This window comes from Lelliottia nimipressuralis (genome assembly GCF_004402045.1).
Classification (GTDB): Bacteria; Pseudomonadota; Gammaproteobacteria; order Enterobacterales; family Enterobacteriaceae; genus Enterobacter; species Enterobacter chinensis.
This window is the reverse complement of sequence record NZ_SOMG01000014.1, coordinates 1-26258: the sequence shown is the minus strand read 5'-3', so window position 1 is coordinate 26258 and position 26258 is coordinate 1. Positions and strand designations below refer to the sequence as shown.

General features: G+C 53.7%; 25 protein-coding genes. 8 read left to right on the top strand and 17 right to left on the bottom strand.

The genetic code is table 11. From position 1 onward, the window contains the following. Positions 1-87: 87 nt before the first annotated feature. The 13 genes from E3U32_RS07245 to asnC all read right to left on the bottom strand — a co-directional run bounded on the left by E3U32_RS07245 (position 88) and on the right by asnC (position 11575). Positions 88-507 (bottom strand): F0F1 ATP synthase subunit epsilon, encoded by a 420-nt coding sequence (locus E3U32_RS07245; protein WP_006177560.1) that lies wholly within the window; start codon positions 505-507, stop codon positions 88-90. 20 nt (positions 508-527) lie between these two features. Next, positions 528-1910 carry a F0F1 ATP synthase subunit beta gene (gene atpD, locus E3U32_RS07240; protein ID WP_014072438.1) on the bottom strand — a complete coding sequence of 461 codons (1383 nt, stop codon included), beginning with the start codon at positions 1908-1910 and terminating at the stop codon, positions 528-530. Positions 1911-1936: 26 nt separating this feature from the next. Beyond that, entirely contained in the window at positions 1937-2800 is an 864-nt protein-coding gene (gene atpG, locus E3U32_RS07235; protein ID WP_134348231.1) for a F0F1 ATP synthase subunit gamma, read from the bottom strand. Positions 2801-2851: 51 nt separating this feature from the next. Further along, positions 2852-4393, bottom strand: coding sequence for a F0F1 ATP synthase subunit alpha (atpA, locus tag E3U32_RS07230; protein ID WP_003862367.1), 1542 nt, complete (start codon positions 4391-4393; stop codon positions 2852-2854). A gap of 12 nt (positions 4394-4405) precedes the next feature. Then, entirely contained in the window at positions 4406-4939 is a 534-nt protein-coding gene (atpH, locus tag E3U32_RS07225; RefSeq protein WP_047347410.1) for a F0F1 ATP synthase subunit delta, read from the bottom strand. 14 nt (positions 4940-4953) lie between these two features. Further along, positions 4954-5424, bottom strand: coding sequence for a F0F1 ATP synthase subunit B (gene atpF / locus E3U32_RS07220; protein WP_014072436.1), 471 nt, complete (start codon positions 5422-5424; stop codon positions 4954-4956). Between the two features lie 48 nt (positions 5425-5472). Further along, entirely contained in the window at positions 5473-5712 is a 240-nt protein-coding gene (gene atpE / locus E3U32_RS07215) for a F0F1 ATP synthase subunit C (RefSeq protein ID WP_000429386.1), read from the bottom strand. 49 nt (positions 5713-5761) lie between these two features. Then, a complete protein-coding gene (gene atpB / locus E3U32_RS07210) occupies positions 5762-6577 on the bottom strand; it encodes a F0F1 ATP synthase subunit A (protein WP_014172280.1) in 816 nt (271 codons plus the stop codon). 8 nt (positions 6578-6585) lie between these two features. Then, the gene (gene atpI, locus E3U32_RS07205; RefSeq protein WP_008500194.1) at positions 6586-6966 is read right to left on the bottom strand and encodes a F0F1 ATP synthase subunit I; all 381 of its coding nucleotides are present in this window, start codon (positions 6964-6966) and stop codon (positions 6586-6588) included. 616 nt (positions 6967-7582) lie between these two features. Further along, a complete protein-coding gene (gene rsmG, locus E3U32_RS07200; RefSeq protein ID WP_134348230.1) occupies positions 7583-8206 on the bottom strand; it encodes a 16S rRNA (guanine(527)-N(7))-methyltransferase RsmG in 624 nt (207 codons plus the stop codon). Between the two features lie 106 nt (positions 8207-8312). Beyond that, positions 8313-10202, bottom strand: a complete 1890-nt coding sequence (gene mnmG / locus E3U32_RS07195; RefSeq protein ID WP_134348229.1) for a tRNA uridine-5-carboxymethylaminomethyl(34) synthesis enzyme MnmG — start codon at positions 10200-10202, stop codon at positions 8313-8315. A 374-nt stretch (positions 10203-10576) separates the two neighbouring features. Further along, positions 10577-11026 carry an FMN-binding protein MioC gene (gene mioC, locus E3U32_RS07185; protein ID WP_023333917.1) on the bottom strand — a complete coding sequence of 150 codons (450 nt, stop codon included), beginning with the start codon at positions 11024-11026 and terminating at the stop codon, positions 10577-10579. 90 nt (positions 11027-11116) lie between these two features. Next, entirely contained in the window at positions 11117-11575 is a 459-nt protein-coding gene (asnC, locus tag E3U32_RS07180) for a transcriptional regulator AsnC (protein ID WP_008500198.1), read from the bottom strand. A gap of 151 nt (positions 11576-11726) precedes the next feature. Between asnC and asnA the strand changes: the two genes are divergently transcribed. Further along, positions 11727-12719 carry an aspartate--ammonia ligase gene (gene asnA, locus E3U32_RS07175; protein WP_134348228.1) on the top strand — a complete coding sequence of 331 codons (993 nt, stop codon included), beginning with the start codon at positions 11727-11729 and terminating at the stop codon, positions 12717-12719. Here the strand turns inward: asnA and viaA are convergent, their stop codons facing one another. Next, positions 12720-14171, bottom strand: coding sequence for an ATPase RavA stimulator ViaA (gene viaA, locus E3U32_RS07170; RefSeq protein ID WP_134348227.1), 1452 nt, complete (start codon positions 14169-14171; stop codon positions 12720-12722). It lies immediately after the preceding gene. After that, positions 14165-15661: an ATPase RavA gene (ravA, locus tag E3U32_RS07165; RefSeq protein WP_134348226.1), complete on the bottom strand. Its 1497-nt coding sequence runs from the start codon at positions 15659-15661 to the stop codon at positions 14165-14167. Before ravA ends, viaA begins: the two co-directional genes overlap by 7 nt. A gap of 222 nt (positions 15662-15883) precedes the next feature. On the opposite strand from ravA, the gene kup reads away from it, so the two are divergent. The 7 genes from kup (at position 15884) to rbsR (ending at position 23799) form a co-directional block, all read left to right on the top strand. Further along, complete coding sequence (kup, locus tag E3U32_RS07160) at positions 15884-17752, top strand: low affinity potassium transporter Kup (protein WP_134348225.1); 1869 nt, start codon at positions 15884-15886, stop codon at positions 17750-17752. A gap of 194 nt (positions 17753-17946) precedes the next feature. Beyond that, the gene (gene rbsD / locus E3U32_RS07155) at positions 17947-18366 is read left to right on the top strand and encodes a D-ribose pyranase (protein ID WP_134348224.1); all 420 of its coding nucleotides are present in this window, start codon (positions 17947-17949) and stop codon (positions 18364-18366) included. A 7-nt stretch (positions 18367-18373) separates the two neighbouring features. Continuing rightward, positions 18374-19879 (top strand): ribose ABC transporter ATP-binding protein RbsA, encoded by a 1506-nt coding sequence (rbsA, locus tag E3U32_RS07150; RefSeq protein ID WP_134348425.1) that lies wholly within the window; start codon positions 18374-18376, stop codon positions 19877-19879. Between the two features lie 4 nt (positions 19880-19883). After that, entirely contained in the window at positions 19884-20849 is a 966-nt protein-coding gene (rbsC, locus tag E3U32_RS07145) for a ribose ABC transporter permease (RefSeq protein ID WP_134348223.1), read from the top strand. Positions 20850-20876: 27 nt separating this feature from the next. Next, a complete protein-coding gene (gene rbsB / locus E3U32_RS07140) occupies positions 20877-21767 on the top strand; it encodes a ribose ABC transporter substrate-binding protein RbsB (protein WP_047347400.1) in 891 nt (296 codons plus the stop codon). A gap of 106 nt (positions 21768-21873) precedes the next feature. After that, complete coding sequence (rbsK, locus tag E3U32_RS07135) at positions 21874-22803, top strand: ribokinase (RefSeq protein ID WP_134348424.1); 930 nt, start codon at positions 21874-21876, stop codon at positions 22801-22803. 3 nt (positions 22804-22806) lie between these two features. Beyond that, positions 22807-23799 carry a ribose operon transcriptional repressor RbsR gene (rbsR, locus tag E3U32_RS07130; protein ID WP_134348222.1) on the top strand — a complete coding sequence of 331 codons (993 nt, stop codon included), beginning with the start codon at positions 22807-22809 and terminating at the stop codon, positions 23797-23799. Here the strand turns inward: rbsR and mdtD are convergent. Then, a complete protein-coding gene (mdtD, locus tag E3U32_RS07125; protein WP_134348221.1) occupies positions 23765-25198 on the bottom strand; it encodes a multidrug transporter subunit MdtD in 1434 nt (477 codons plus the stop codon). The two genes, rbsR and mdtD, sit on opposite strands and share 35 nt — an antisense overlap. Beyond that, positions 25195-25902, bottom strand: coding sequence for a FadR/GntR family transcriptional regulator (locus tag E3U32_RS07120; RefSeq protein ID WP_047347397.1), 708 nt, complete (start codon positions 25900-25902; stop codon positions 25195-25197). The genes mdtD and E3U32_RS07120 overlap by 4 nt, the downstream gene beginning before the upstream one ends. Positions 25903-26258: the final 356 nt, after the last annotated feature.

The following is a 26258-nucleotide window of genomic DNA, read 5'->3' as shown; positions in this document are numbered from 1 at the left end:
ATTCTACATCTTTTTCATCATGAATTAAGACATAAAAAAAAAGCCAGCCTGGTATCCAGACTGGCTTTTGTGCTTTTCAAGCCGGTGTTACATCGCTTTTTTGGTCAACTCGATAACGCGCAGTTTCGCGATCGCTTTGGCCAGCTCCGCAGACGCCTGAGCGTAATCCACGTCACCATGAGAGCTGCTAATGTGCTCTTCAGCCTTACGCTTCGATTCCAGGGCTCGCGCTTCGTCGAGATCCTGGCCACGAATAGCGGTATCGGCCAGAACGGTCACACTGCCAGGCTGCACTTCAAGAATGCCGCCGGACAGATAGATAAACTCTTCGTGACCGAACTGTTTAACGATGCGGATCATACCAGGCTTAATGGCGGTGAGCAGCGGTGCGTGACCCGGGAAGATACCCAGTTCACCTTCACTACCCGTTACCTGGATTTTCTCGACCAGACCAGAGAACATTTGTTGCTCTGCGCTGACGACGTCCAGGTGGTAAGTCATTGCCATATCACCCTCCGATTAAGGCGTTAAAGTTTTTTGGCTTTTTCCACGGCTTCGTCGATGGAACCAACCATGTAGAACGCCTGCTCTGGCAGGTGATCGTATTCGCCTTCCATGATGCCTTTAAAGCCACGGATGGTGTCTTTCAGGGAAACGTATTTACCCGGAGAACCGGTGAATACTTCCGCAACGAAGAACGGCTGGGACAGGAAGCGCTGGATCTTACGCGCACGTGCTACCACCAGTTTGTCTTCTTCAGACAGCTCATCCATACCCAGGATGGCGATGATGTCTTTCAGTTCCTGGTAACGCTGCAGCAGGGACTGTACGCCACGCGCGGTGTCGTAGTGTTCCTGACCAACAACCAGTGGATCCAGCTGACGGCTGGTGGAATCCAGCGGGTCAACGGCTGGGTAAATACCCAGAGACGCGATCTGACGGCTCAGTACCACGGTTGCATCTAAGTGAGCAAAGGTGGTTGCTGGAGATGGGTCAGTCAAGTCATCCGCAGGTACGTATACCGCCTGAACGGAGGTGATAGAACCGGTTTTGGTAGAGGTGATACGTTCCTGAAGAACACCCATCTCTTCCGCCAGCGTAGGCTGGTAACCTACCGCAGAAGGCATACGACCCAGCAGTGCAGATACTTCCGTACCGGCCAGGGTGTAACGGTAGATGTTATCAACGAACAGCAGAACGTCACGGCCTTCGTCACGGAACTTCTCAGCCATAGTCAGGCCGGTCAGCGCAACGCGCAGACGGTTTCCTGGTGGCTCGTTCATCTGACCGTAAACCAGGGATACTTTGTCCAGAACGTTGGAGTCGGTCATTTCGTGGTAGAAGTCGTTACCCTCACGAGTACGCTCACCAACACCTGCAAACACGGAGTAACCGGAGTGCTCGATCGCGATGTTACGGATCAGCTCCATCATGTTTACGGTTTTACCAACACCCGCACCACCGAACAGACCAACTTTACCGCCCTTCGCAAACGGACACATCAGGTCGATAACTTTGATACCGGTTTCCAGCAGTTCCTGAGAGCTGGACAGCTCTTCGTAGGAAGGTGCGGCGCGGTGGATAGCCCAACGCTCTTCTTCACCGATGTCGCCTTTCATGTCGATTGGGTGACCCAATACGTTCATGATACGACCCAGTGTTGCTTTACCTACCGGGACTTCGATCGGGTGCTCAAGGTCTTTCACTTCCAGACCACGACGCAGACCGTCGGAAGAACCCATTGCGATGGTACGCACGATACCACCACCGAGCTGCTGCTGAACTTCCAGCACCAGGCTCTCGTTACCATTCTGTACCTCAAGAGCATCGTACACGCGCGGTACGGCATCCTGAGGGAACTCGACGTCAACCACGGCGCCGATTACCTGGACAATTTTTCCAGTAGCCATCTTGAATCCTCTACGAATTAACCTGGTTATACCGCGGATGCACCACCGACGATCTCGGTGAGTTCCTGAGTAATGCTGGCCTGACGAGCTTTGTTGTATACCAACTGCAGCTCTTTAATCAGGCTGCCGCCATTGTCGGTCGCGGCTTTCATCGCCACCATACGTGCGGCCTGCTCGCTGGCCAGGTTTTCTACAACACCCTGATAAACCTGTGATTCAACGTAACGACGCAGCAGAGTATCCAGCAGCGGTTTCGGATCAGGTTCATACAGGTAATCCCAGGCTTTTTGCTTCAGCTCTTCATCTTCTGATGCCGGTAAAGGCAACATCTGAGTGAGCGTTGGAACCTGAGACATTGTGTTAATGAATTTGTTGCTGACAACGTACAGTCTGTCCAGACGGCCTTCATCATAGGCCTGCAACATCACTTTAACCGGACCGATCAGTTCGGACAGGGACGGGTTATCACCCATACCGGTCACCTGGGCAACAATGTTGCCACCCACGGAGTTAAAGAAAGACACGCCCTTAGAGCCGATCATTGCGATATCGCACTGAACGCCTTTCTCGGACCATGCTTTCATATCCGCCAGCAGTTTTTTGAACAGGTTAATGTTCAAACCGCCACACAGACCACGGTCGGTCGACACCACCAGGTAGCCCACGCGCTTAACGTCGCGTTCTTCCAGGTAAGGGTGCTTATATTCCAGATTACCGTTCGCAAGGTGACCAATCACTTTGCGCATGGTATCTGCATAAGGACGGCTGGCCGCCATGCGATCCTGCGATTTACGCATTTTGGAAGCGGCGACCATCTCCATCGCTTTAGTGATCTTCTGCGTGTTCTGGACGCTTGCGATCTTACTACGTATCTCTTTTGCGCCGGCCATGAGCTTCTCCTCAATGCCAGGCGGCTTGTCGTGAGACAAGCCCCCGGACGATTACCAGGACTGGGTTGCTTTGAAGGAATCGAGGATAGCTTTCAGCTTGCCTTCGATTTCGTCGTTATAGCCACCGGTCTGGTTGATCTCTTGCATCAGCGGAGCGTGATCACGGTCGACGTAAGCCAACAGAGCGGCTTCGAAGCTACCGATTTTCGCCAGTTCCACATCTTCGAGGTAACCGCGTTCAGCCGCGAACAGCACCAGGCCCTGCTGAGCAACAGACATTGGAGCGTACTGTTTCTGCTTCAGCAGCTCGGTCACTTTCTGACCGTGGCTCAGCTGTTTACGGGTTGCTTCGTCCAGATCGGATGCGAACTGAGAGAACGCAGCCAGTTCACGATACTGTGCCAGCGCGGTACGGATACCACCGGACAGTTTCTTGATGATCTTGGTCTGAGCGGCACCACCCACACGGGATACGGAGATACCTGGGTTAACTGCCGGACGAATACCGGAGTTAAACAGGTTGGTTTCCAGGAAGATCTGACCATCGGTAATAGAGATTACGTTGGTCGGAACGAACGCAGAAACGTCACCCGCCTGGGTTTCGATGATTGGCAGAGCAGTCAGAGAACCGGTTTTGCCCTTCACTTCACCTTTGGTGAAGTTCTCGACGTATTCCGCGTTAACGCGGGATGCACGCTCCAGCAGACGAGAGTGGAGGTAGAATACGTCGCCTGGGAATGCTTCACGTCCTGGTGGACGACGGAGCAGCAGGGAAACCTGACGATAAGCAACAGCCTGTTTAGACAGGTCATCGTATACGATCAGCGCATCTTCACCGCGGTCACGGAAGTATTCGCCCATTGCGCAACCGGCGTATGGAGCCAGGTATTGCAGTGCAGCAGATTCAGAAGCAGTTGCTACCACAACGATGGTGTTAGACAGTGCACCGTGCTCTTCCAGTTTACGAACCACGTTAGAAATGGTGGACGCTTTCTGGCCGATGGCCACGTACACACATTTGATACCGGAGTCACGCTGGTTGATGATGGCGTCGATAGCCATTGCGGTTTTACCGGTCTGACGGTCACCGATGATCAGTTCACGCTGACCACGACCGATTGGGATCATGGCATCAACGGACTTATAACCTGTCTGAACAGGCTGATCTACGGACTGACGGTCGATAACGCCTGGTGCGATAACTTCGATTGGGGAGAAGCCATCGTGCTCAACCGGACCTTTACCGTCGATTGGCGCACCCAGGGTGTTAACAACGCGACCCAGCAGGCCACGGCCAACCGGCACTTCCAGAATACGGCCAGTACACTTAACCTTCATGCCTTCGGCGAGGTCAGCGTATGGACCCATCACAACTGCACCTACGGAGTCGCGCTCCAGGTTCAGTGCGATAGCGTAACGGTTACCCGGCAGGGAAATCATCTCACCCTGCATACAATCGGCCAGGCCGTGGATGCGGATAACACCGTCACTTACAGAAACAATAGTACCTTCATTGTGAGCTTCACTCACAACATTGAACTGAGCAATGCGCTGCTTGATCAGTTCGCTGATTTCGGTGGAATTCAGTTGCATGCTCCAGTCCCCTTAAGACTGCAAGACGTCTGCAAGGCGTTCAAGACGGCCGCGTACGCTGCCATCAATGACCATATCACCCGAACGGATGATTACGCCTGCCATTACAGACTTATCGATTTTGCAATTCAGCTTAACTTTGCGTGACAGACGTTTTTCCATCGCGGCGGTGATTTTCGCAAGCTGTTCATTACTCAGTTCAGTTGCAGAAGTCACTTCGACTTCGGCAGTAGCTTCACTCAGCGCACGTAAGTGCTCAAACTGCTCGAGAACATCCGGGAGCACACGCAGACGACCATTTTCAGCCATGACCTTAATCAGGTTCTGGCCATTGGCATCCAGTTGCTCTCCGCACACGGCGATAAACGACGCGGCGAGGGTATCAGGCGCTAAAGCACCAGACAGCAACTCAGCCATTTGTTCGTTTTTCGTCACCTCAGCGGCAAACGCCAGCATATCCTGCCAGCGATCGACATTTTGGTGTTCGACAGCAAAGTCAAAAGCTGCTTTGGCGTAGGGGCGAGCTACCGTAACAAATTCAGACATCAGCCCCTCCCTCCTTACAGTTCAGCGACAAGTTTGTCCACGATGTCGCTGTTAGCAGCTTCATCCACGGAACGTTCGATGATCTTCTCGGCGCCAGCAACAGCCAGAATCGCAACCTGCTTACGCAGTTCTTCACGGGCACGTTTACGCTCTGCATCAATTTCAGCCTGAGCTTGTGTCACGATCTTAGTACGTTCCTGTTCTGCTTCAGCTTTGGCTTCGTCCAGGATCTGAGAACGGCGTTTGTTAGCCTGTTCAATGATTACCTGAGCTTCCGCTTTCGCTTTTTTCAGCTGGTCTGTCGCGTTGGCCTGTGCAAGGTCCAAATCTTTCTTAGCGCGTTCTGCAGAAGCCAGACCGTCAGCAATTTCTTTCTGACGTTTTTCGATGGCAGCCATTAAAGGCGGCCATACATACTTCATGCAGAACCAGACAAAGAGAATAAACGCGATGGCCTGGCCGAGGATTGTTGCGTTCATGTTCACAGCACAATACCTCTTTAATTTCTGTGGCTTAGGGTTTTAAAACTACTACTACGCGACAGCAAACATCACGTACAGACCCAGACCTACAGCGATCATTGGGATAGCATCCACCAGACCCATAACGATAAAGAACTGAGTACGCAGCAGAGGAATCAGATCAGGTTGACGCGCTGCGCCTTCCAGGAATTTGCCCCCGAGGATGCCGATACCGATCGCAGCACCGATAGCCGCCAGACCCATCATCACAGCGGCAGCCATGTACAGCAGATCCATATTCAGGTTTTCCATGACAGTCTCCAGTTTGTTTCAATTAAAACGTAGTAGTGTTGGTAAAAAATCAGTGCTCTTCAGACGCCATCGACAGATAGACGATCGTCAGAACCATGAAGATAAAGGCTTGCAGCGTAATGATCAGGATGTGGAAAATGGCCCATGGCACATTCAGAATCCACTGTGACCACCACGGCAGAAGACCCGCGATCAGAATGAAAATCAGCTCACCCGCATACATGTTGCCGAACAGTCGCAGACCCAGTGAAACAGGTTTGGACAGCAGGCTAACGCCTTCCAGGATCAGGTTGACCGGAATAAACGCCCAGTGGTTGAACGGCTGCAAGGTAAGCTCTTTCACAAAGCCGCTTACGCCTTTCATTTTGATGCTGTAGAAAAGAATCAGGATAAACACGCCCAGCGCCATCGACAGGGTGATGTTCACGTCCGCAGATGGAACCACGCGCAGTGCCGGCAGACCGAGGACATGCTCGCCGATCCACGGTAGGAAATCGATAGGCAGCAGGTCCATCAGGTTCATCAGGAAGACCCAAACGAATACGGTCAGGGCCAGCGGAGCAATCAGCTTGCTCTTACCATGGTACATGTCTTTGACGCTGCCATGGACGAAGCCGATGATCATTTCGATGAAGGTCTGGAATTTCCCTGGAACACCGCTGGTCGCTCTTTTAGCAACACCGCGGAACATGGCCAGGAACAGAAGACCCAAAACCACCGAGAAGAACATGGAGTCGATGTTGATCGTCCAGAAGGTGGCCGGGGGGTTATGTGGATCCACCAGCGAGAATGTACGCAGGTCCAGCTGAAGGTTATTCAGATGGTGACCTATGTAATCCTGCGGCGTCATATTTTCTGAAGCCATGATGCCTTTTACCCTTTGTTATTGATTACAGCTGGAGCCAGAACTTGTACCACCAGCACCAAAACCCACGTTGCTATCAGCGGCATGAAGACCACTTTCAAAACCGCCAGCGCCATCACCAGTAGAGCAAAGGTCAGCAACACCTTACACACTTCGCCGAGGGCGAAGGACCAGGCCACGCGGCCTTTGGCGGGTGTATGCGCCTGATGACGCCAGGCAAAAATCATAAACAACACGTTTGGCAGCACAACCGCCAAACCCCCGCACACAGCGGAGATGCCCCAGAAGGGGTCTTTGAGGCTAAACAGCAGTCCACTTGCTATCACAGCCAGAAACTGAATGAACAGAAGCTTACGAGCAACGTTTCTACTCAAGAGCGACACAGACATCACGTTTTTACTCCTGCTCCCTTCGAGGTATGCCGCGTGTCGTATAAAACGTCCTTTAAGGCTCAGAGTCAAGCATCAAAAAGCGGTCAAATTATACGGTGCGCACCCGTGATTTCAAACATTAAGTAGCGAAAAGGTGAATAAATGTTTAAATATTTTTCCCCACCGCTATTTTTTAACTTTCGCTGAAAGCGCAAACCTTCGACCAAAACTGCAAACAGCGCGAAAACGTTGACGATAAAGCGTGCACGAGATCACAAAACACACATTTGCGATAAGGTTGTATTTATCAAAGACGCAGATCGCATAAATTTATCTTTATGAAATTAAACGCAAAACGTCGTAACTATTTTCAAAACAGCCCGGTACACAATAAAAACCTTTTATTGACATTCTTAATAAATAATTAACATTCCATTCTGGTTGCTGCCTTCCACTTTTAGCAGACTTATATTTTCACAGATGACTATCTTCACGGTAAATAATAGCCACTACGTTAACCGTAAGAAAAACCTTAGTGAAAAAGAGGTTAAAAGCTCACCGGTAAATCCCCGGTAGTTGTGCTGTTTTTTAACATGGTAAGAACAGCACAAATTCCACATTTTTTATTAATTTTTTAAAAATTGTTTGGCTTAATTATCACCAGATGACGTTCCCCATCGAGCTGAGGAATGTTTAATTTCTCGATGGATTCAACAGCGAAACCGTCCGGAAGCTGTTCAATTTCTTCACCTGGCAACTGCCCTTTCAGCGCATAGAAGCGGCCATTTTCTGCGGGCAAATGCTTACACCAGCTCACCATATCATTGAGTGAAGCAAACGCGCGGCTGATAACACCGTCAAACGGCGGCTCCGCCGGGAACTCCTCTACCCTGCTCTGCACAGGCGTGATGTTCTCAAGCTTCAATTCATGCTGTACCTGACGTAAAAAGCGTACGCGCTTGCCAAGGCTATCCAGCAGTGTGAAATGGCTCTCAGGTCGAACAATCGACAGCGGAACGCCCGGCAGACCAGGGCCCGTACCCACGTCGATAAAACGCTCACCTTTCAGATACGGCGCAACCACGATGCTATCGAGAATATGGCGAATCAGCATCTCGTTGGGGTCGCGAACAGACGTCAGGTTGTACGCTTTGTTCCATTTGTTCAGCATATCGACATAGGCCACCAGCTGATTTTTCTGGTGATCGGTGAGCGAAATACCTGCCAGATCCAGCAGACGAGAGAGTTTATTAAGCACGGTGAATACCTGTTGAGAGACTTAAGTGGCGGGTGGCGCTTCGCTTACCCGCCCTACGGAGTTCTGTAGGCCCGGTAGCGCAGCGCCACCGGGCGAATTACACATGTTACGCGCTGCGGCGCAGCATACCTTGCTTTTTCAGCCATACCAGCAGGATCGAAATCGCCGCGGGGGTAACGCCCGAGATGCGGGACGCCTGGCCGATTGATACCGGTTTATGATCGTTCAGCTTGGCGATGACTTCGTTGGAAAGGCCTGTTACCTGACGGTAGTCCAGCATTTCCGGCAGCAGCGTATTTTCGTTGCGCTGCTGTTTTTCAATCTCATCCTGCTGACGCGCGATGTAACCTTCGTATTTCACCTGAATCTCAACCTGCTCTGCCGCTTCAGCGTCATCCAGGCCTGGCGCGAATGCGCTCAGTTTTACCAGATTCTCGTAGGTGACTTCAGGGCGACGCAGCAAATCTTCACCGCTGGCTTCACGCGAGAGCGGCGCAGTCAAGTGAGCGTTCACTTCAGCTGCGGTTTCCGCCTGTGGATTCACCCATGTCGTTTTCAGGCGCTGACGTTCCTGTTCAATGCGTTCCAGCTTCTCGTTGAAGCGCGCCCAGCGCTCGTCATCGACCAGACCCAGCTCACGTCCCATTTCGGTCAGACGCAGGTCGGCGTTATCTTCACGCAGCATCAGGCGATATTCTGCGCGAGAGGTAAACATACGGTACGGTTCTTTGGTACCCAGGGTGCAGAGATCGTCAACCAGCACGCCCAGATAGGCCTGAGAACGACCCGGTGCCCAGCCCTCTTTCTCGGCTGAGAAACGTGCGGCATTCAAACCGGCAAGCAGACCCTGTGCAGCCGCTTCTTCGTAGCCGGTGGTGCCATTAATCTGACCCGCGAAGAACAGACCGTGGATGAATTTGCTCTCCAGGGTCGGCTTCAGGTCACGTGGATCGAAGAAATCGTACTCAATAGCGTAGCCAGGGCGAACGATTTTCGCATTCTCCATACCCTGCATTGAGCGAACAATTTGCATCTGCACATCGAACGGCAGGCTGGTGGAGATACCGTTCGGGTAAATTTCGTTGGACGTCAGTCCTTCAGGCTCCAGGAAGATCTGGTGCTGGTTACGATCGGCAAAGCGCATCACTTTGTCTTCGATCGACGGACAGTATCGTGGGCCGATCCCTTCGATCACTCCTGCGTACATTGGGCTGCGATCGAGGTTATTGCGGATCACATCATGGGTTTTCTCATTGGTGTGCGTGATGTAGCACGGAACCTGCTGCGGATGCTGCGCCGCATTGCCCATAAACGAGAAGACCGGCATTGGGTTATCACCGTGCTGTTGCGCCAGCACGCTGAAATCAATGGTGCGCGCATCAATTCGCGGAGGCGTGCCTGTTTTCAGGCGGCTAACGCGCAGTGGCAGTTCGCGCAGACGGCGAGACAGTGGAATAGACGGTGGATCGCCAGCACGGCCACCGCTGTAGTTATCCAGACCGATATGAATTTTACCGTCCAGGAATGTGCCCACAGTCAGCACCACGGCTTTCGCGCGGAATTTGAGGCCCATCTGGGTCACGGCACCCACGACGCGATCGTTCTCAACGATAAGATCTTCAACAGCCTGCTGGAAGATCATCAGGTTAGGCTGGTTCTCCAGGGCGGTACGCACAGCCTGACGGTAAAGCACGCGGTCTGCCTGAGCACGGGTCGCACGTACGGCGGGACCTTTACTCGCGTTTAGTATCCTAAACTGAATGCCAGCCTGATCGATCGCTTTCGCCATCAGGCCGCCAAGTGCATCCACTTCTTTTACCAGGTGTCCTTTCCCAATGCCGCCAATCGCCGGATTACAGGACATTTGTCCCAGCGTGTCGATATTGTGTGTCAAAAGCAGGGTCTGCTGACCCATACGCGCTGCGGCCATTGCGGCCTCAGTGCCTGCATGACCCCCGCCAATGATGATGACGTCAAAAGGATCCTGATAAAACATGGTGGTCTGCCTCGCATAAAGCGGTATGAAAATGGATTGAAGCCCGGGCCGTGGATTCTACTCAACTTTAGTCTTTCGAGAAAGCATTGGGATCCTGGGCTATTAAAAAGAAGATCTTTTTATTTAGAGATCTGTTCTATTGTGATCTCTTATTAGGATCGCGAACCTGTGTGGATAAGTCCGATCTCATAAAGAAGATCATGAGGTTAGAAAGGATCGTTTGCTGTGAATGATCGGTGATCCTGGACAGTATAAGCTGGGATCAGATCGCGACTTTATACACAGGACAAAAACTAAGCGGCAGTTGTTCTTGGGATAACTACGGGTTAATACGAGCTTTTAACCAGAGTTATCCACATCTGTTCGCGCGATCTTTAATCGTTTTTGAGTAAATTTTTCCATTCCGCGAGCCAGATCTCGGCTGGATCCTCCGGAATGTCATGATCGAGGATGTTGATCTTGAGCGTTTCACCCAGCTGTTTTGCTCCGCAAGAGGTGACAGCGGCTTCGACTTTCTCTATTGCCCCGCAAAAGGTGTCATATTCACGGCTGCCGATCCCCACTGCGCCAAAACGGACGTTTGACAGGTCGGGCTGCTGTTCAAGCAGTTCGTCATATAAAGGTTGCAGATTATCCGGAAGATCGCCCGCGCCGTGCGTGGAGGTGATCAACAGCCAGACCCCGTCAGCCGGGAGATCTTCAAGCAACGGGCCGTGCAGGGTTTGTGTGGAAAAGCCCGCATCTTCCAGCTTTTCAGCCAGATGTTCCGCTACGTATTCCGCACCGCCAAGGGTGCTGCCGCTGATAAGGGTAATGTCCGCCATTGATCGCTCGCCCAGATAAAGAGGGGGCCATTGTACGCTGTGAACGAGCTGGGATCTACCTGTGGAAAATGTGGGAATGAATTTGCCCGATCACGGGCGGATGGTACGCATGATCGGGTTTTGCAGAGAGATCAGTGTCTCGGTGGACTGAATTTCATCGATTGTTTGGATCTTGTTGATAAGTACCTGCTGGAGGGCGTCGATGGATCGGCACATGACCTTAATAAAGATGCTGTAGTGACCGGTGGTGTAGTACGCCTCGGTGACTTCATCCAGCGCGTTTAGCTTCGCCAGGGCGGAGGGGTAGTCTTTAGCGCTTTTTAGAATGATGCCGATGAAGCAGCAGACGTCGTACCCCAGCTGCTTAGGACTGACGTCAATGCGTGCGCCGGTAATGATCCCCGCCTGCTTCATCTTCTCTACGCGAACGTGAATGGTTCCCGGGCTAACGCCAAACTGTTTCGCCAGTTCGGCATAGGCGGTACGGGCATTGGCCATTAACGCCTCCAGAATGCCGCGGTCGAGATTGTCGATCTGATAATTTTCCATAGCTTTTTCTTATGAAGATTAATGAATCACTCTATTCTAGCGTCTAATTTTAGCGAATCAAAAGTGAAGGTGGCTTTTTGTTGATGGGTTATTGAATAAGGTGCCATTTCTGTTGCTTAATCAATACCAACAGGACGCAGGAGTATAAATAATGAAAACCGCTTACATCGCAAAACAACGCCAGATCAATTTCGTTAAATCCCATTTTTCTCGCCAGCTGGAAGACAAGCTGGGTCTGATTGAAGTTCAGGCACCTATTCTCAGCCGTGTGGGCGACGGGACGCAGGATAACCTCTCTGGATGCGAAAAAGCGGTACAGGTAAAAGTGAAAACATTGCCAGACGCCCAGTTCGAAGTGGTCCACTCCCTTGCGAAATGGAAGCGTCAAACCCTGGGACAACACGACTTCAGCGCGGGCGAAGGGCTCTACACGCACATGAAGGCCCTTCGCCCCGATGAAGACCGCCTGTCTCCGATTCATTCCGTTTACGTTGACCAGTGGGACTGGGAGCGCGTAATGGGTGACGGTGAGCGCCACGTCGGTACGCTGAAATCTACCGTTGAGGCGATCTACGCCGGAATCAAAGCGACCGAAGCGGCAGTAAGCAAAGAGTTTGGCCTGGCACCGTTCCTGCCGGAGTCGATCCACTTTGTCCACAGCCAGGAACTGCTGAGCCGTTTCCCGGATCTGGATGCCAAAGGCCGTGAGCGTGCGATCGCCAAAGAATTAGGTGCCGTGTTCCTGATTGGGATCGGCGGCAAACTGTCTGATGGCAAACGTCACGACGTTCGTGCGCCGGATTATGATGACTGGAGCACTGCGGGTGAGGGAGAATTTGCCGGTCTGAACGGCGATATTCTGGTCTGGAACCCGGTACTGGAAGACGCATTCGAGCTTTCTTCTATGGGGATCCGCGTGGATGCTGACGCGCTGAAGCGCCAGCTGGCGGTCACCGGCGATGAAGATCGTCTCAAGCTAGAGTGGCACCAGGCGCTGCTGCGCGGTGAAATGCCACAGACGATAGGTGGCGGTATCGGCCAGTCCCGCCTGACCATGCTGTTGCTTCAGTTACCGCATATCGGTCAGGTTCAGTGTGGTGTCTGGCCGCAGCAGGTTCGCGAAAGCGTCGGCTCTCTTCTGTAACTAACGCTGCCAGCGTCTGAGCAGGCGGCTACGCAACCCGGTATCAAAGCGCCAGATATGATCGAAGATGCGCATGATGCCGGGTTTTCCATGGGAGGACATTGCCACTGCATGAAAACGGTGCTGATGCACCCGCTGTAACTCCTTCACTTTATTGACCACGTCATCCGGCAGTCGCTGGGCAATAAAATCAGAAATCACCACCGCGTCAGCGTCGTACCAGTCGCCCCCCTGCATCCGCTCAACGATGCTGCGAAAGCAGCTGGCCAGATCGGTACCACCGCGAAAACGCTGGCTTAAAAAGCGGATCGCCTGTTCGAGTCCCTGCTGGTTCGTCAGTTCATAACCCACCACTTCGCTGGAGAAAAGCATAATGAAGCAGCGACGGCGATCGGCGAGGGCCACGCGCATCAGAGCCAGACAGAACGCCTTTGCACACTGTTCGTTAAACCCGCCCATCGATCCGGACGTATCCACACAAACAATGAATGGCCCGCGCGGTTGTTCATCAAAATCCTGATGAACGACCGGCCGCTGGCTGAGCTTCTCGCGCCAGGCTTCGCCGTGCAGCCGGTAGGTGAGGAGCTGCTTTTCCACCAGCCGACGGTAAAATTCATACTCCAGCTCGGTCATCCCGAGCGTGCTCAGCTCCGTGGGCAGCAGACGCAAAATGTCATCGCTCTGCTGAAGCCCGTCCACCTGTTCGGGCACGGTAGCCGGTTCGCGCACCAGAGTGCGGAAAGTTTCCATCGGGGCATCTTTCTTTGGGACCGACTTTGCCTCCCTTGAACGTCCCAGCTGTTCTGCAAGCTTCATCAGCTCGGGCTGCTGCGCCAGAAAATCGCCGTACTTGACGATCAGCTGATAATCCCCGCGCCGAAGCTGACCGGCGCTCATATCCCAGAGACGCCCTGCGGCGTTCTCATTTTCCACCAGCACCTGTTCCAGCTGGCCGCTTAAGGTCATGCGTTCCTGAACTTCACTCAGCAGCTGTTCACGCTCTTCATCCAGCAGTTGCTGGTTTAGGGTCGTGGCCTGAACCACCAGGCTGAGACGCCAGCGCTGTAAAAAGAGGGTATGCAGTGCGGGGGTAAAGGTAGCGTTATCCGTGACCAGCGCTCGGGCCTGGCTGGCAAAAGGGGAATGTACTTTATCGAGCAACGTCAGGGTTTGCGGGAGCTGGACGATAAACTGCGACGTGGAAAGGCGCTGGCACTGCTGATAGCAGGCTACCTCGTCCGTTAACTCTGGCGGAACCTCGGTCTCTTTGAACCGCTGGCGCAGATTTTCCCGCCAGCGCGGCAGATCGTCCGTCATCGCTTTTTTAAGCTTCGGGAATTTTTCAAAGAAGGCTGCCAGCTGCGGTGAAGCCAGAAGGGTAATGACCACCTCTTCGATCAACCCTTCTTCGCTGACGGCCAGCATAACGTTAAGTGTATCCAGAGTTAGCATTGACGCGCCTGTTTGATCTGTGCACTTACATCCTGCAGGCTGGCTTCGATGCGACCTAACCAGTCGCTATGAATAAAGAGGCATTTTTGCTGTTCGCTAAAGCGGGTGTGCTGCTGGTGCCATTCTGTATCCAGGGCTTCCAGCTGCTGTTTAATCGCGTCGGGGACGCTGTCAGAGGCGGTTCCTGGAAGGGCAAGACGCGAGCCCTGCAGGCTTACGTCGCGGATCACCAGATGCTGGCTGCTGTCCACTTCCATATTCAGCGGCTGTGCGAAACCGATGCCGTTGAGCTTTCCACGGATCTCCCCGCCCTTATCCAGCCACTGTGCCAGCGTCTCGCGCTCAATAGAGACGTGCACCACCTGCATATCATGCAGTTTGAGCGGTTGCTGGAGCAACAGCGTCAGCGTTGGGCTGGTCAGTTCAGCGGGTAGCTCATAGTGCGGTTTGCGGGCGAACATTCCCCCCAGGCGATTCACTTTCAGCGCGGTTTTGTCGCTTTGCTGCTGCTGGAGCTGAATGCGCTGCTGGGCAATCGCCCCCAGCTGGTTGAGCATTGCCTGCTGTCCCCAGGCGTGTCCGGTCATCAAAACGTCAAGCTGCTGCTGCATCAGGTTCATACCTTCTGCGTCGTGCCAGAGGCAGTCTTTCAGCAGGATCAGATCGATTGGCGCAACGGCATCACGCCCGCTAAACAGGGCGCTGGCCTGCAGCAGGCGGATCGCTTTTTTCCAGCGGCGATCGGAGACATAGGGCGCAGAAGGAAGGAGATCGAGCTGCTGGCGTAGCAGATAGATCAGCTCGAAGACGGCGTCCGGCAGTTTGATTTTGCCAATATCCTGTTGCCACTGGTGATACTCCTCATCCGTCACCTGAAGCGAAGCGGATACCGGGTTTTCACTCTCATCCTGCTGGCTGACCAGCATGGAGCGGAAGTTGGATTTATCCTGTACTTTCTCCAGCCACAGGCGGATCAGCATGCGGTCATACAGCGCTTCCAGGCTGCTGTCGGCTTCAGGCAGTTCGTTTGAGGCGGCCACCAGCAGGCGCATCGGGATTTTCTCTTCACTGGCGCCGTTGCGGAACCGGCGTTCGTTTATCGCCGTGAGCAGGGTGTTCAGAATAGCCGGTCCTGCTTTCCAGATTTCATCGAGAAAAACAATCTCCGCTTCCGGAAGATACCCTTCTGTCAGACGCTGGTAGCGCCCTTCGTCTTTCAGCGCCTGAATGGAGAGCGGGCCAAAAACTTCTTCTGGGGTGGAAAACCGGGTCATGAGGTATTCGAAGGCGCGGGCGTTCTGAAACGCAAACTTTAATCTGCGGGCAATCAGGCTTTTGGCAATGCCCGGTGGACCCAGCAAAAATACGCTTTCACCGCTCAATGCCGCCAGTAAACAGAGGCGAATGGCGTGGCTGCGCTCGAATAGACCTTTCTCCAGCGCGCCGCTGAGGCGGGAAATTCTTTCTGCTAATAAATGTGAGTGAGCCATAATAGTTTTGCATCCTTTCGCCGTCGTGGCGGCCAATTGAAGCGAGTATAGACGTTTCAGTCAGGGCTGGTAATAGACTGAAGTGCGGCGCAATTTTCTTTGCGCTACATTAATGCGGTTGCATTTAGGGGTACGATTTTGCAATGAATCGTGCATACTGTGCGCTTTTTGTGGGCCAAGGGACTAGGCACACATTTGTTATTTAAACGAAAAGACTAGTCTATGAGCACTGATAATAAGCAATCATTACCCGCAATAACGCTTGCGGCGATCGGGGTTGTCTACGGTGATATCGGCACCAGCCCGCTTTATACGCTTCGTGAATGTCTGTCTGGCCAGTTTGGCTTTGGTGTTGAGCGCGATGCCGTGTTTGGCTTCCTGTCACTCATCTTCTGGCTGCTGATCCTGGTGGTTTCTGTTAAATATCTCTCCTTCGTGATGCGTGCTGATAACGCAGGTGAAGGCGGGATCCTGACCCTGATGTCCCTGGCAGGGCGGAATACGTCGGCCAGAATGACGTCCGTGCTGGTCATTATTGGCCTGATTGGCGGCAGCTTCTTCTACGGGGAAGTGGTGATAACGCCCGCTATTTCGGTGCTCTCTGCAATAGAGGGGCTGGAGATTATTGCTCCGCAACTTGATTCATGGGTGGTTCCGCTGGCCATTATTGTCCTGACGCTGCTGTTCATGATCCAGAAGCACGGTACAGGGCTGGTGGGCAAACTGTTTGCACCGATTATGCTGGCCTGGTTCCTGATCCTGGCGGCGCTTGGTTTACGCAGCATTATTGCTAACCCGGAAGTGCTGCACGCGCTGAACCCCTACTGGGCAGTGCATTTCTTCCTTGAGTACAAAGTGGTTTCCTTCGTGGCGCTGGGGGCGGTCGTGCTCTCCATCACCGGGGTTGAAGCGCTGTATGCTGACATGGGTCACTTCGGCAAACTGCCTATTCGTGTGGCATGGTTTATTGTGGTACTGCCGTCGCTGGTGCTGAACTACTTCGGTCAGGGTGCGCTGTTGCTCAAAAATCCGGAAGCGATTAAGAACCCATTCTTCCTGCTGGCGCCTGACTGGGCGCTGGTGCCGATGCTGATCCTGGCGACGCTGGCGACCGTTATTGCCTCTCAGGCGGTGATTTCCGGCGTGTTTTCTCTGACGCGCCAGGCCGTGCGTCTGGGTTATCTCTCACCGATGCGCATCATCCATACCTCAGAGATGGAGTCGGGCCAGATTTACATCCCGTTCATTAACTGGCTGCTCTATTTCGCTGTTGTCATTGTCATCGTTAGCTTCGAGCACTCCAGCAATCTGGCGGCGGCGTACGGCATTGCGGTAACCGGTACGATGGTGCTGACATCGCTTCTCTCCACCACGGTGGCGTACCGAAACTGGCACTGGAATAAATTCCTCGTGGCGATGATTCTGGTGGGCTTCCTGTGCATCGACGTGCCGCTGTTCTCTGCGAACCTCGACAAGATTGTCTCCGGTGGCTGGCTGCCGCTGACGCTGGGTCTGGTGATGTTTATCGTCATGACCACATGGAAAAGCGAGCGTTTCCGTCTGCTGCGCCGCATGCATGAGCACGGTAACTCCCTGGAGGCGATGATTGCCTCGCTGGAGAAATCACCGCCGGTTCGCGTGCCTGGCACCGCGGTGTATATGTCTCGTGCCCTGAACGTGATCCCGTTTGCTTTGATGCATAACCTCAAGCACAACAAAGTGCTGCACGAACGCGTCATTTTGCTGACGCTGCGCACCGAAGATGCGCCGTATGTTCACAACGTGCGTCGCGTACAAATCGAGCAGCTTTCGCCGACATTCTGGCGTGTGGTGGCGAGCTACGGCTGGCGTGAAACGCCGAACGTGGAAGAGGTGTTCCACCGCTGCGGTCTGGAAGGGCTGAGCTGCCGTATGATGGAGACGTCGTTCTTTATGTCCCACGAATCGCTGATTATCGGCAAGCGCCCGTGGTATCTGCGCCTGCGCGGCAAGCTGTATCTTATCCTGCAGCGTAACGCCCTGCGCGCGCCGGACCAGTTTGAGATCCCGCCTAACCGCGTCATTGAGTTAGGGACGCAGGTCGAGATTTAAGCTCCTCAAAATGCCGGGTGGCGCTTCGCTTACCCGGCCTACTCACACTCAATATCCCCGCCTAAATTTACTTTTCATTTCACTTAGCGAAACGTTTCGACGTCGATCACAAATCTGTTACGTCATGATGGTTTTCTGAACATTCTTGAGATTAAACTGATGTCAGCGAAACGTTTCGCTAGTGGAGCAAGAAAATGAAGAAAGGCACGGTACTTAACTCAGAAATCTCATCGGTTATTTCCCGTCTTGGGCATACCGATACGCTGGTGGTTTGCGATGCAGGCTTACCGGTTCCGCGCAGCACAACCCGTATCGACATGGCGTTAACGCAGGGCGTACCCTCGTTTATGCAGGTACTGGACGTGGTGACCGCGGAGATGCAGGTTGAGGTGGCCATTCTCGCAGCGGAAATCAAACAACATAATCCGCAACTCCACGAAACGTTGCTCAGCCACCTTGAGCAGCTGCAACAACACCAGGGAAACACCATAGAAATTCGTTACACAACGCACGAACAATTCAAACAACAAACCGCAGACAGTCAGGCGGTGATTCGCAGCGGGGAGTGTTCCCCGTATGCGAATATTATTCTCTGTGCTGGCGTCACCTTCTGAGGCCATCATGGACGCATTACTGCAACTTAAAGGGATCGATAAGTCGTTCCCGGGCGTAAAAGCCCTCTCCGGCGCGGCGCTGAACGTCTACCCCGGGCGCGTGATGGCGCTGGTGGGTGAGAACGGCGCCGGCAAATCCACCATGATGAAAGTGCTGACCGGTATCTATCAACGCGATGCCGGTTCACTCGTCTGGCTGGGTAAAGAGACCACCTTCAACGGCCCGAAATCTTCTCAGGAAGCGGGCATCGGTATTATCCACCAGGAGCTGAACCTGATCCCGCAGCTGACGATTGCGGAGAACATCTTCCTCGGCCGTGAGTTTGTTAACCGGTTTGGCAAAATCGACTGGAAAACCATGTATGCCGAAGCAGACAAGCTGCTGGCGAAGCTGAACCTGCGCTTTAAGAGCGACCGCCTGGTTGGCGATCTCTCCATTGGCGATCAGCAGATGGTGGAAATCGCGAAGGTGCTGAGCTTTGAGTCGAAGGTCATCATTATGGATGAGCCGACCGACGCCCTGACCGATACCGAAACCGAATCTCTGTTCCGCGTTATCCGCGAGTTGAAATCGCAGGGGCGCGGGATTGTCTATATCTCTCACCGCATGAAAGAGATCTTCGAAATCTGCGACGACGTTACCGTCTTCCGCGACGGGCAGTTTATTGCCGAACGTGAAGTGGCGACGCTGACCGAAGATTCGCTGATTGAAATGATGGTGGGACGTAAGCTCGAAGATCAGTATCCGCATCTGGACAAAGCGCCTGGTGAGATCCGCCTGAAGGTGGACAATCTCTGCGGTCCGGGTGTGAACGACGTGACCTTTACCCTGCGCCAGGGCGAGATCCTGGGCGTGGCGGGCCTGATGGGCGCCGGCCGTACCGAGCTGATGAAGGTGCTTTACGGTGCGCTGCCGCGATCCAGCGGGTATGTCACCCTCGACGGTCATGAAGTGGTGACTCGCTCGCCGCAGGATGGCCTCGCGAACGGTATCGTCTATATCTCCGAAGACCGCAAGCGCGATGGCCTGGTGCTCGGCATGTCGGTAAAAGAGAACATGTCGCTTACCGCGCTGCGCTATTTTAGCCATAGCGGCGGTACCCTGAAACACAAGGACGAACAGCAGGCGGTCAGCGATTTTATTCGTCTCTTTAACGTCAAAACCCCGTCAATGGAGCAGGCGATTGGCCTGTTGTCCGGCGGTAATCAGCAGAAAGTGGCGATTGCGCGTGGCTTGATGACGCGCCCGAAAGTGTTGATCCTTGATGAGCCAACCCGCGGCGTGGACGTCGGCGCGAAGAAAGAGATTTATCAGCTGATTAACCAGTTCAAGGCCGACGGTCTGAGCATCATTCTGGTCTCTTCCGAGATGCCAGAAGTATTAGGCATGAGCGATCGCATTATCGTCATGCATGAAGGGCATCTCGGCGGTGAATTCACTCGCGAGCAGGCCACCCAGGAAGTTCTGATGGCTGCCGCTGTGGGCAAGCTTAATCGCGTGAATCAGGAGTAAGAAGATGACTACCCAGGCTGTTTCTGGTCGCCGTTATTTCACCAAGGCATGGCTGCTGGAACAAAAATCGCTGATTGCCCTGCTGGTGCTGATCGCGATTGTGTCCACCATGAGCCCGAACTTTTTCACCGTAAATAACCTGTTCAACATTCTTCAGCAGACGTCCGTAAACGCCATTATGGCGGTCGGGATGACGCTGGTGATTTTGACTTCGGGTATCGATCTGTCCGTCGGTTCCCTGCTGGCGCTCACCGGTGCGATTGCCGCTTCGATTGTAGGGATTGAAGTCAACGCGCTGGTGGCCGTTGCAGCTGCACTGGCAGCGGGCGCGGCGATTGGTGCCGTTACCGGTGTGATTGTGGCGAAAGGCCGCGTTCAGGCGTTCATCGCCACGCTGGTGATGATGCTGTTGCTGCGCGGTGTGACCATGGTTTATACCAACGGCAGCCCGGTGAACACGGGCTTTACCGATAACGCCGATCTGTTTGGCTGGTTCGGTATCGGTCGTCCGCTGGGTGTCCCGACGCCGGTCTGGATCATGGCTATTGTCTTCCTGGCGGCATGGTACATGCTGCATCACACCCGTCTGGGTCGTTATATCTATGCGCTGGGTGGCAACGAAGCGGCAACCCGTCTGTCTGGCATCAGCGTTAATAAAGTCAAAATTATCGTTTACTCGCTGTGCGGTCTGCTGGCGTCTCTGGCGGGCATCATCGAAGTGGCGCGCCTCTCTTCCGCGCAGCCAACGGCGGGTACGGGTTATGAGCTGGATGCCATTGCGGCAGTGGTTCTGGGCGGTACGAGTCTTGCGGGCGGTAAAGGTCGCATTGTTGGGACATTGATCGGCGCACTGATTCTCGGTTTCCTGAATAATGGTTTGAATTTATTAGGTGTTTCCTCCTATTACCAGATGATCGTTAAGGCAGTGGTGATTTTGCTGGCGGTACTGGTAGACAACAAAAAACAGTAACTGACGACACTACAGGACATCTTAGATATGAACATGAAAAAACTGGCTACCCTGGTTTCTGCTGTCGCGCTGAGCGCAACCGTAAGTGCTAACGCCATGGCGAAAGACACCATCGCGCTGGTTGTCTCTACCCTGAACAACCCGTTCTTTGTCTCCCTGAAGGACGGTGCGCAGAAAGAAGCGGACAAACTGGGCTACAACCTGGTGGTGCTGGATTCACAGAACAACCCGGCGAAAGAGCTGGCTAACGTTCAGGACTTAACCGTTCGTGGGACCAAAATTCTGCTGATCAACCCAACCGATTCTGACGCCGTAGGTAACGCCGTTAAGATGGCAAACCAGGCGAAGATCCCGGTAATCACCCTGGACCGTCAGGCAACGAAAGGCGAAGTTGTAAGCCACATTGCGTCTGATAACGTGCTGGGCGGTAAAATTGCCGGTGACTACATCGCGAAGAAAGCAGGCGAAGGCGCGAAAGTTATCGAGCTGCAGGGGATTGCCGGTACTTCCGCAGCCCGTGAGCGTGGCGAAGGCTTCCAGCAGGCTGTGGCAGCGCACAAATTCAACGTGCTGGCGAGCCAGCCAGCAGACTTCGACCGTACTAAAGGTCTGAACGTTATGCAGAACCTGCTGACCGCACACCCTGACGTGCAGGCTGTGTTCGCGCAGAACGACGAAATGGCGCTGGGCGCGCTGCGTGCCCTGCAGACTGCAGGTAAATCTGATGTGATGGTTGTCGGATTTGACGGCACGCCAGATGGTGAAAAAGCGGTAAATGATGGCAAACTGGCTGCGACCATCGCTCAGCTGCCTGAGCAGATTGGCGCGACTGGCGTACAAACTGCTGACAAAGTGCTGAAGGGCGAAAAAGTTCAGGCCAAATACCCGGTTGACCTGAAGCTGGTCATCAAGCAGTAAAAGGCGAATCAGGCAGTCGCTGGCTGCCTGAGGGACACCAATAAAGAAAAGTGTGGCATACGCCACCGGGTAACACCGGTGGCGCTCTCAGATGGACAACCCAACCATGAAAACCGCAGGCAACCTCGTCGTCCTTGGCAGTATCAATGCCGATCACATTCTTAACCTTGAATCGTTCCCGACACCGGGCGAAACCGTCACGGGTAATCAGTATCAGGTGGCATTCGGCGGTAAAGGTGCCAACCAGGCCGTTGCCGCCGGGCGCAGCGGGGCGAATATCGCGTTTATCGCCTGCACGGGCGATGACGATACCGGTGAGCGAGTGCGCAAACAGCTCGCCAGCGATAACATTGATATCGCACCGGTCAGCGTTGTTGCAGGGGAATCTACCGGCGTAGCGCTGATTTTCGTCAACGCGGAAGGTGAGAATGTCATCGGTATTCATGCAGGCGCTAACGCCGCATTAACTACCGATCGTGTTGAAGCGCAACGTGAGTGTATTGCGAATGCCGAAGCGTTACTGATGCAGCTGGAATCGCCAGTGGAAAGCGTGCTGGCCGCTGCCAGCATTGCGCATGAAAATCATACCACTGTTGTACTTAATCCTGCGCCTGCCCGTGTATTATCAGACGAATTGCTGGCGCTGGTGGACATCATCACGCCAAACGAAACCGAAGCTGAAAAACTGACGGGCATTCGTGTTGAAAATGATGACGACGCAGCGCGTGCGGCAAAAGTACTGCACGATAAAGGCATTGGTACCGTAATTATCACCCTGGGCAGCCGTGGGGTGTGGGCAAGCGTAAACGGTGAAGGCCGTCGCGTGCCGGGCTTTAAGGTGAAGGCGATTGATACTATCGCGGCGGGAGATACCTTCAATGGTGCTCTGGTGACCGCGCTGCTGGAAGGCAAGAGAATGGATGATGCGATCCGCTTCGCGCATGCTGCTGCAGCGATTGCGGTGACGCGCAAAGGTGCCCAGCCTTCCGTTCCGTGGCGTAAAGAGATAGATGAATTCTTAAGTCAGCAGGGGTAACGCTTGGCCACAATGAAAGATGTCGCCCGCCTGGCGGGTGTTTCTACGTCGACAGTCTCTCACGTGATTAATAACGACCGCTTCGTCAGCGAGGCAATTCGGGAGAAGGTCGAAGCGGCAGTTAAAGATCTCAACTATGCGCCGTCGGCGCTGGCGCGCAGCCTCAAACTGAACCAGACGCGTACCATCGGCATGCTCATCACCGCCAGTACCAACCCCTTTTATTCTGAGCTGGTTCGCGGCGTAGAGCGCAGCTGCTTCGAGCGCGGCTACAGCCTGGTGCTGTGCAATACCGAAGGGGATGAGCAGCGCATGAATCGTAACCTGGAAACGCTGATGCAAAAACGCGTCGACGGGTTACTGCTGCTCTGCACCGAAACGCATCAGCCCTCGAAAGAGATTATTCAGCGCTACCCTTCTATTCCAACGGTGATGATGGACTGGGCGCCCTTCGACGGCACCAGCGATCTGATTCAGGATAACTCCCTGCTGGGCGGGGACATGGCAACCCAGTATCTGATCGATAAAGGCTATACCCGTATCGCCTGCATTACCGGTCCGCTGGATAAAACTCCCGCGCGTTTGCGTCTGGAGGGATATCTTTCGGCGATGGCGCGGGCGGGGCTTGCCATTCCTGAAGGCTACCGTATTACCGGTGATTTTGAATTTCACGGTGGCTTTGAGGCGATGCAGACATTACTGGAGCAAGCGCAGCGTCCACAGGCCGTATTTATTGGCAACGATGCGATGGCGTTTGGTGCCTATCAGGCGTTGTACCAGGCAGGCCTGCGCGTGCCGGACGATATGGCGGTGATCGGCTACGATGATATCGAACTGGCAAGCTACATGACGCCGCCGCTGACCACTATTCATCAGCCGAAGGATGAACTGGGCGAGCTGGCCGTCGATGTACTGATCCACCGTATGGCGCAGCCCACGCTGCAACAGCAACGTCTGCAGCTTACTCCTGTTCTGATGGAACGGGGTTCGGTTTAGACTTTGCTTTATGGCGTTCTTTGATCAGGTTGCGTCCATCTTTCGGTTTTAACAGCATAAAGACCAGCGCCGAAACCACGGTGAGCGCACCCATGGTGATAAAGGTATAGTGGAACTGCTCAACGGTATTCGCGCTGTCAAAACCCTCATAAAATCGCAGCACCGCTGCACTCACGGCAACCCCTAAACTGATCGACAGCTGTTGCGTTACCGCCAGCACGCTGTTGCCGCTACTGGCGTTTTCGTCAGTCAGATCGGCGAGGGTGATGGTGTTCATCGATGTGAACTGCGTCGACATCGCCATGCCCAGCACAAACAGCGGCAGGATCAGCATCCAGACGGGAAGCGAGGCAGATTGTAGCGAGAACTGCGCAATCATCAGACCGATAAATACCGTCACGCCAACCAGCGTCTTACGATAGCCAAACCAGCGCAGCACTTGCGTAACGGTTGATTTGGCCAGAATAGAGCCCATTGCGGTAGGGGCCATCATGCAGCCTGCAATCAGCGCTGGGTATCCGAACCCGACCTGCAGCATGAGCGGCATTAAAAAGGGTACGCAGCCTGTCCCCAGGCGTGACGCAATGTTGCCCGCAATCCCTACGGAAAACGTGCGGGTGTTAAAGAGTCCGAGGGAGATTAACGGCGTCGGGTGACGGCGTGCGTGACGTATATAAAGAAGGAACAACAGAACACCGCTGAGGATAACGGAGAGCGCAATCCATGTTGCCACGATCTTCTCACCAAACAGCTCCATCCCGCTTGAGAAGAGCACCAGGCTCAGGCCAAACAGGAAAAAGCCGCCCATATCGAAACTGCGCCTTGGCGTGGTGAAGTTCGGCATATATTTACGTGCATAAAGCAGCCCGGCTACGCCAATCGGAATATTAATCAGGAAGATCCAATGCCAGCTTGCCCAGGTGACAAACACGCCACCGAGTACCGGGCCAAGTATCGGGCCGACCAGACCCGGCATGGTGACGAAGTTGAGCACGGGAAGCAGTTCGCTTCGTGGATAGGCTCGCAGCAATGCAAGGCGCGCCACGGGCATCATCATCGCACCACCAATGCCCTGTAATACGCGGAAGATAACCAGCTCTGTTAAGGATGAGGAGAGCGCGCAGGCCAGCGAACCGAGCGTAAAGAGCGCCACGGCCAACATGAAAACTCGGCGGGTGCCGAAGCGGTCAGCCAGCCAGCCGCTGACCGGGATTAACATTGCGACCGTCAGGGTGTAGCTGATAATGGCGGACTGCATCGCCAGCGGGGAGCGGTTGAGGCTTTGCGCAATAGCGGGAAGCGCTGTGTTGAGGATGGTGGCATCCAGTGCCTGCATAAAAAACGCCATGGCTGCAATCCACGGCAATCCGGCCATGCTGCGCGCTTTTTTCGTTGTCATTTATTTACCTGCTGGTGGTTTGGCGCAGCCAGCAATGCCTGGCACGCATTCAGGGCTCGCTGCCCGTCGCTTTCCTGAATGGCATCCACTATCGCCTGATGTAAATCCAGTTTTACCACTTCGTCTTGTGTAATAGAGGTAAAGTAGGTGTGGTACACCGAATGGAATAAAGAGGCAAAAGAGGTGAGGAACGGATTAGCGCTCATCATATAGATATGTTCATGCCAGGCCATATCGACTTCAACCCATCGTTCGCGGTTGAAGTGTTTTTTCAGGAACACCATCTCTTCCATCAACGCGTTAAGCTGCGCTTTCTGCTCTGCCGTCCCGAGCGTGGCGGCGAGAAGGCATGCCTGGGGTTCAAGGCTGCTGCGCATCACCAGAAAGTGATCGACGACCTGATGAAAGTTGTCTTCCGTCATCCACCAGGAGAGCAGCTCCTGATCGAGAAAATTCCAGTTACTCTGAGGCATCACGCGTGTGCCAATACGAGGACGTGGAAGCACCATACCTTTTGCCGTTAGGGTTTTCACCGCTTCGCGCACGGCGGTTCGGCTTACCCCAAACTGCTCACCCAGCTCCATTTCACCCGGCAGGATGCTGCCCGGGGCATATTTACCCGCTAAAATCCGCTGAGCCAGCTTTTCTGCCAGCACATACGACAGGTTTTTTTGGGCGGCCAGCTGTTGTGCGCTTAATGGCATCGCTTTTATTCCTTAATGATTCATGCTGATAATTATGCCATCTCGAATGTGATTGTGGTTGCAGATACATCAAATAGAACAATTTGTAGCTTGATTTCACCGCTGTTGGTGAAAAAAGACACGGTTAGAAACTTTTTTTAAATTTCCCCTTGTCACCTAAGAATAACTCCCTATAATGCGCCTCCACTGACACGGAACAACGGCACACACGCCGCCGGGTTAGCAGAGAAAAGCGAAAATAAGCGCTTGACTCTGAATGAGGAAAACGTAATATACGGGACCTCGCAACGGTGAGCGAAAGCCGCGTTGCACTGCTCTTTAACAATTTATCAGACAATCTGTGTGGGCACTCAAAG

What these genes read in the sequence shown, in the direction of transcription:
- E3U32_RS07245 (WP_006177560.1), bottom strand. Translation starts at nt 507, where the DNA reads ATGGCAATGACTTACCACCTGGACGTCGTCAGCGCAGAGCAACAAATG.
- atpD (WP_014072438.1), bottom strand. Translation starts at nt 1,910, where the DNA reads ATGGCTACTGGAAAAATTGTCCAGGTAATCGGCGCCGTGGTTGACGTC.
- atpG (WP_134348231.1), bottom strand. Translation starts at nt 2,800, where the DNA reads ATGGCCGGCGCAAAAGAGATACGTAGTAAGATCGCAAGCGTCCAGAAC.
- atpA (WP_003862367.1), bottom strand. Translation starts at nt 4,393, where the DNA reads ATGCAACTGAATTCCACCGAAATCAGCGAACTGATCAAGCAGCGCATT.
- atpH (WP_047347410.1), bottom strand. Translation starts at nt 4,939, where the DNA reads ATGTCTGAATTTGTTACGGTAGCTCGCCCCTACGCCAAAGCAGCTTTT.
- atpE (WP_000429386.1), bottom strand. Translation starts at nt 5,712, where the DNA reads ATGGAAAACCTGAATATGGATCTGCTGTACATGGCTGCCGCTGTGATG.
- atpB (WP_014172280.1), bottom strand. Translation starts at nt 6,577, where the DNA reads ATGGCTTCAGAAAATATGACGCCGCAGGATTACATAGGTCACCATCTG.
- atpI (WP_008500194.1), bottom strand. Translation starts at nt 6,966, where the DNA reads ATGTCTGTGTCGCTCTTGAGTAGAAACGTTGCTCGTAAGCTTCTGTTC.
- mnmG (WP_134348229.1), bottom strand. Translation starts at nt 10,202, where the DNA reads ATGTTTTATCAGGATCCTTTTGACGTCATCATCATTGGCGGGGGTCAT.
- mioC (WP_023333917.1), bottom strand. Translation starts at nt 11,026, where the DNA reads ATGGCGGACATTACCCTTATCAGCGGCAGCACCCTTGGCGGTGCGGAA.
- asnC (WP_008500198.1), bottom strand. Translation starts at nt 11,575, where the DNA reads ATGGAAAATTATCAGATCGACAATCTCGACCGCGGCATTCTGGAGGCG.
- asnA (WP_134348228.1), top strand. Translation starts at nt 11,727, where the DNA reads ATGAAAACCGCTTACATCGCAAAACAACGCCAGATCAATTTCGTTAAA.
- viaA (WP_134348227.1), bottom strand. Translation starts at nt 14,171, where the DNA reads ATGCTAACTCTGGATACACTTAACGTTATGCTGGCCGTCAGCGAAGAA.
- ravA (WP_134348226.1), bottom strand. Translation starts at nt 15,661, where the DNA reads ATGGCTCACTCACATTTATTAGCAGAAAGAATTTCCCGCCTCAGCGGC.
- kup (WP_134348225.1), top strand. Translation starts at nt 15,884, where the DNA reads ATGAGCACTGATAATAAGCAATCATTACCCGCAATAACGCTTGCGGCG.
- rbsD (WP_134348224.1), top strand. Translation starts at nt 17,947, where the DNA reads ATGAAGAAAGGCACGGTACTTAACTCAGAAATCTCATCGGTTATTTCC.
- rbsA (WP_134348425.1), top strand. Translation starts at nt 18,374, where the DNA reads ATGGACGCATTACTGCAACTTAAAGGGATCGATAAGTCGTTCCCGGGC.
- rbsC (WP_134348223.1), top strand. Translation starts at nt 19,884, where the DNA reads ATGACTACCCAGGCTGTTTCTGGTCGCCGTTATTTCACCAAGGCATGG.
- rbsB (WP_047347400.1), top strand. Translation starts at nt 20,877, where the DNA reads ATGAACATGAAAAAACTGGCTACCCTGGTTTCTGCTGTCGCGCTGAGC.
- rbsK (WP_134348424.1), top strand. Translation starts at nt 21,874, where the DNA reads ATGAAAACCGCAGGCAACCTCGTCGTCCTTGGCAGTATCAATGCCGAT.
- mdtD (WP_134348221.1), bottom strand. Translation starts at nt 25,198, where the DNA reads ATGACAACGAAAAAAGCGCGCAGCATGGCCGGATTGCCGTGGATTGCA.
- E3U32_RS07120 (WP_047347397.1), bottom strand. Translation starts at nt 25,902, where the DNA reads ATGCCATTAAGCGCACAACAGCTGGCCGCCCAAAAAAACCTGTCGTAT.